General features: G+C 58.0%; 5 protein-coding genes and 1 pseudogene. 4 read left to right on the forward strand and 2 right to left on the reverse strand.

What is annotated here, in order from left to right:
* Window positions 1-99: 99 nt before the first annotated feature.
* The 4 genes from E8D52_05540 to E8D52_05555 all read left to right on the forward strand — a co-directional run bounded on the left by E8D52_05540 (window position 100) and on the right by E8D52_05555 (window position 3,877).
* Window positions 100-714, forward strand: a complete 615-nt coding sequence (locus tag E8D52_05540) for a hypothetical protein (GenBank protein ID TKB68476.1) — start codon at window positions 100-102, stop codon at window positions 712-714.
* Window positions 715-1,364: 650 nt separating this feature from the next.
* Entirely contained in the window at window positions 1,365-2,309 is a 945-nt protein-coding gene (locus tag E8D52_05545) for an IS110 family transposase (protein TKB68477.1), read from the forward strand.
* 140 nt (window positions 2,310-2,449) lie between these two features.
* Window positions 2,450-3,328 carry a hypothetical protein gene (locus E8D52_05550; GenBank protein TKB68478.1) on the forward strand — a complete coding sequence of 293 codons (879 nt, stop codon included), beginning with the start codon at window positions 2,450-2,452 and terminating at the stop codon, window positions 3,326-3,328.
* Between the two features lie 303 nt (window positions 3,329-3,631).
* The gene (locus E8D52_05555; GenBank protein TKB68479.1) at window positions 3,632-3,877 is read left to right on the forward strand and encodes a hypothetical protein; all 246 of its coding nucleotides are present in this window, start codon (window positions 3,632-3,634) and stop codon (window positions 3,875-3,877) included.
* 408 nt (window positions 3,878-4,285) lie between these two features.
* Here the strand turns inward: E8D52_05555 and E8D52_05560 are convergent, their stop codons facing one another.
* Window positions 4,286-4,663 (reverse strand): XRE family transcriptional regulator, encoded by a 378-nt coding sequence (locus E8D52_05560; GenBank protein TKB68480.1) that lies wholly within the window; start codon window positions 4,661-4,663, stop codon window positions 4,286-4,288.
* Window positions 4,660-4,998: pseudogene (locus E8D52_05565) on the reverse strand (type II toxin-antitoxin system RelE/ParE family toxin). Before E8D52_05565 ends, E8D52_05560 begins: the two are co-directional and overlap by 4 nt.
* Between the last annotated feature and the right edge of the window lie 124 nt (window positions 4,999-5,122).

Consider the following 5,122-nt stretch of genomic DNA (forward strand, 5'->3'; position numbering starts at 1 on the left):
GACAAGGCGCAGTATAACAACAATTCAAGCACCGCCCCCTTTATTCAACAGTCCCATAATGGAACCAGCACCTCCGGTCGGTTGCGTGATCATAGAACAATGACCACCCTCTCTCTCTTTGCCGTCGTCTTTGCACTCAATTGTCTCCCCGCATTCGCACCACCGACATGGATGGTGGTGTCCGCGATGACATTGTCCAGTCCCGGTGCGAATCCCTGGCTCACCGCGCTCACGGCTGCAACCGCGGCCACTGCCGGCAGGCTGGTCCTCGCGAAGCTAGCCTATCTGCTCGTCAGGCAACGCTGGTTAAGCGCGCGGACCAAAGAGAATGTTGAACTGGTGAAAGTCCGTCTGGAAAAGCATCGCGCGATGACGTTCGGGGCCGTCCTTGCCTATACCTGCAGTCCCTTGCCATCAAACTCACTGTTTATCGCCTATGGGCTCACGTCCCTGCCCCTGGCCCCGGTGGCGGTGGCCTCCTTCATCGGCCGGTTTCTGACCTATAGTGTTTGGGTGGTCATGGCGATGGAGGTGGCGCAGAAGGTCGTCGTCGATGAGGGATCGGTCTTTGCCTATCTCGGGGGATACTTTGTCGTGACGCAAGTCCTCATGCTCGCGCTGGTGGTCCTCTTCGCGAAACTGGACTGGAGGGCTTGGTTTGCCAGCAAGACAGTCCAACTCATGACCAGAACAGAGACGGCTCCTCAGAAGTGATTCCGCATCACCCTAGCCCGCAGGCATGTCGGAACAGCGGATCGGCGATTACAACAGAAGAGTCATGAATCGTGCGGGCTAGAGTCGACCCTGGCCTGCTCTCGCGACAGCACAAGCCAGGTTGGTGATCGGGCCGTGTCTGACAAGTCCGCCGCGGTCAATCGGTCAGGCGAGCAGTGAAACGTATTGGGCGGAGTATTCACTATCAACGGTGTCGGTAGTCTGGTCTTGACCCGATCAGCCCGACCGTTGGGACGATCTTGTTGCTTGTGTGTGCTTGCCTCAAGCAACAGCCCTCAACTGGCGTCATATGGCTTTTACCTTGAGGGATATTCGATGTGCACATCACTGTGGCTGGACGTTGGTGGGTGGTTGCTCACGGTCACGCTGACCGCCCGGTGAACTTCGGTGCCGCACCAGGCGGGAATGGACAAGACGATAACTCAATAGTCATGCCTTGTATCTTAAGGGTGACCTCATCAAGATACTGGGGAGTCTGTATGAAACGGGGCGTGATAGATCGATCATGCCATGGTCCACAGAGACCGAGGGTCAGCGCGGGTCGTCATGCTCCTTCACCTGTCGAGCCCGAACAGTTGCGTGGGCCCACGAGCCCGCATCGCAAGGCCGGGCCATCACAGGAGGTTGCTATGAACACGCCGGTCTGTGTCGGGATCGATGTCTCCCAATCTCAACTCGATGTGGCCGTGCGTCCAGGCACGGGCTTCTCGGTGTCGAATGATGAGGCGGGGTGGGCCACGGTCGTCATGCGGCTCCAGCTCCTGACGCTGGTGCGGATTGTGTTGGAGGCGACGGGAGGACTGGAAGTGCCCCTCGTGGGAGCCCTCGCCGCCGCACGGTTACCCGTCATCGTCGTCAATCCTCGGCATGTGCGGGATTTTGCGCGGGCGACCGGCCAGTTGGCGAAAACCGATGCACTCGATGCGCAGATTCTCGCGCACTTCGCCGAGGCGATTCGCCCGCCGTTCCGGCCGCTTCCCGATGCCCACACGCAGGCCCTGGCGGCGCTCGCGGCCCGACGGCGACACCTCGTTGAGATGCTGACGGCGGAAAAGAACCGGCTGCGCACAGCCACGCCGGCCACCCGCCAGAGCCTCCGCCGACACCTGGTCTGGCTCCAGCGCGAGCGCACCCGGCTCGACACCGAACTCGCGGTGGTGATCCACTCGAGTCCCGTATGGCGAGCGGCAGACGATCTGCTCCGCAGTGTCCCCGGGGTCGGACCGGTGTTGACGACGACGGTTCTGGCCAACTTGCCGGAATTGGGGACGTTGACCCATAAGCAGATGGCGGCGTTGGTGGGCGTGGCCCCGCTCAATCGGGACAGCGGCACACTCCACGGGAAACGGCTGGTATGGGGTGGACGGGCACACGTGCGGGCCGCATTGTATATGGCGGCTCTGGTGGCCACACGGAGGAACCCAGTGATTCGCACCTTCTATCAGCGTTTGTGTCAGGCGGGGAAAGCGAAGAAGCTGGCATTGACGGCCTGCATGCGGAAGCTGCTGATCATCTTGAATGCGATGGTGAAGAGCAGGACGCCGTGGCGGGTGGCCGTCAGTCAGCCCGCTTGATTTTCGAGACAGTTGCTGACTCCATTTGCGTCGCGAGTATCGGTAATTTGTCCGTGTGGCTAATTGGTCGCCGCAGGTGGTGGCTGACTATCTAGATCTTGAGCCTAGAACTCCGCTACACTTCCTTCAAGGAGCGATCGATGCAGGATGGCCAAACGACCAACTACTATACGCTGCTCGAGCTCTCACCCACCGCCACGGACGCAGAACTTAAAAAAGCCTGGCATGAACAGATTCAGGTTTGGCACCCCGATCGTTTTGGCCATGCGCCAGCTCTCCATCAGAAAGCGGAAGCTCGCACCAAACTGATCAATCAAGCCTATCAAACACTGAGCGACCCGGCTGCGCGCGTACGCTACGACGCAACGGCGCGACCATCATCGGCCTCCAAGGCAACGACACACCCTTCGCCATCTCCATCAGCGTACACCTCCACCCCGCCACGCCGGCAGGCTCCACAATCGCGCGACGCACGAGGGCCACGATCCCTTATCATGCTCTCGCAGCAGGGAAAGCCGAAAGTCATGGCGCCGGCGATTCATCTCTATGTCGATCCTCGCGAACAGACTCCGTACAACTTCGATGGATTCACGCGAATCGCAGGAGTTATTCGTGAGACCTTACCGACCAGCGGCTATGCCATTGCCGAAGCCCCCGAACTCTTGTGTATCAAGCCCCTCAACGTCGAAGAGCTGTATCGGGTCTTTTCCAATCCTTCGGACAACCGCCCGCCGTTTCTCTACGAAATGGAACAACTCCTACCATTCCCTTCCCGCTTTCTGATCGTCGAGGGGACGCTCCAACATCGGAAAGCCGGCGGACGTCTCAATCAATATCACAAGGTTGGATTGATGGATTTTCTCGACGCGCTCACCGCGCGGTATGGCATTCAGATCATCTATACCGACTCGCGTGACGAGGCGGAAGAACGGATCGCCAATCTCGCCGCACTACACTACGCCTACTACTATGCCGAACAGCAGGGGCTCGGCCGCTGGCTCTCGGAGAACGATTTGTAGGATTGATCGAAAGGGTATGGGGTCTGGCATGAGTATGGACCTAAAGGTACCAGTAGTTGTTCTTGTGAGATTGTTCTCGTCTGCATAAAACGATTTTGAACTTGTTCAGGTCGCCACCGGCGAGAGTCGACCGGCTAGCACCTGCGAGGCGCACCGCTTGCGCCAGTAACTCTGTCACTCTCGCTGCGTGATCCTCTCCGGCCCGCCTGTTCCGGCCTCTGCCTCACGTTTCCTCTGTGACCTGTGCGATACCTCTCTTCCTCGCGTGAGAGACGTATCATGGTCACTCAAGGAGGAAACACCATGGCGACCAGCAACTCATCTAAACGACCGGCGAATACGCTGCGATGTGGCAACATCAAGGCCACAGTTTGGCAGAATATCAGCGAGAAGGGCCCGTTCTTCGCCACGATCTTTTCGCGACCCTTCAAGGATCACTCCGGTGCCTGGCACAACGGCACCTCGTTAGGTCTCAACGACCTGGAGGCACTCATGAATATCGCCAGTGCGGCAAAGGAGTGGATGACCGCTCATGGCGTGAAGCGCTGAGGGGCTTCATTCCTTCACAGGGATTCTATGACACAGAAGATAATTGGTAGGGCGAAAGTGGCGGCGAGTCAGAAACGGAGTATCCCATTATCAGGCAGTCGCGAGTGCTTCTCTGCGTTGCTCGATATGCTTTCTGACCCTCACCGGCAATGCTTGTTCGGCAGGCCGCAGCTCATCGGTCTTCTGCAGGTTCATCCAAATTCAGCTGTGGTGTTGAAAAATGCCGCTAGACGCACCCGCCGTATCGCCCGTAATGCCACGCTGGCTTTTGATAATCGCCGTGATCCGATTCGCCGGCACTTCGAGGGCTTTAGCCAGTGTATTGGCGTGAATCGGCGGATCTGACGGTTTCATGAACTCTTCCAGGAAAAAGTTCTCATGGATGAATCGCCCGCATACCCTTGTGGATCATGATACGCTCTCCGATCGAGCTCTCGCGACCGTACGCGATCGTCTCGTGACCTTCGACCGGACCGTGCCGTATCGCTGTCCGCGCGGAGCCTGACGCACGGTGACTTCCACATCTTGACCTAGCAAGGAGAGGAAATGCACCAAACGTTCAACCGAGAACCCGGCCATCTGTCCCGAGAGGAGCTTGGATACTTTCGCCTGATCGATCCTGAGGCGCGCGGCCGCCTCCACCTGTTTCCACGCGTGGCGCCGAATCGTGTCCTGAAGGGCTTGCAGTAAACTGCTTTTGAGAAGGAGTTCGGCCGATCGCTCGTCCGAAAACCCCAGATCCCGAAAGATATTTCCACTCCCTTTCGTCACGGTTGCGCGTGTCATAGCCCTTCCTCCCTTCTCCACCTGAGGAGATCGGCATATCGAGTCTTGCCGAGCTCGAGATCAGTCCTCGCTGTTTTCTGTGAGCGTTTCTCACACACATGGAGCACATAGACCGCTTCTTGGAACTTCGCTACATAGAAGACTCGATAGGCCCCGCTCTCATCCCGAACCCGGAGTTCCTGGACGCCAGGTCCGACCGTCGTCATCGGCTTCCAATCATCCGGATCTTTGCCTTGTTGAACTTTGAAGAGCTGAAATCCGGCTGTTTCCTGCACCGTCTCCGGAAGCTCGCGAAGATCCTCCCGTCACGTGCCAACAAAATGAACCGGTTTCATCGCACTCCTTGGCTAGGCCATCTCATGGTATGCCAGATGTGGCATGTTTGCAAGAGTCCCGTGTTGATCATGTAGCTAGCACATCATCTGTCCGGTTTTTGTAGCACGAGAAGTGTCCGGTTTA

The sequence above is a fragment of the Nitrospira sp. genome (assembly GCA_005116745.1).
In the GTDB taxonomy this organism is placed as follows: Bacteria; Nitrospirota; Nitrospiria; order Nitrospirales; family Nitrospiraceae; genus Nitrospira_D.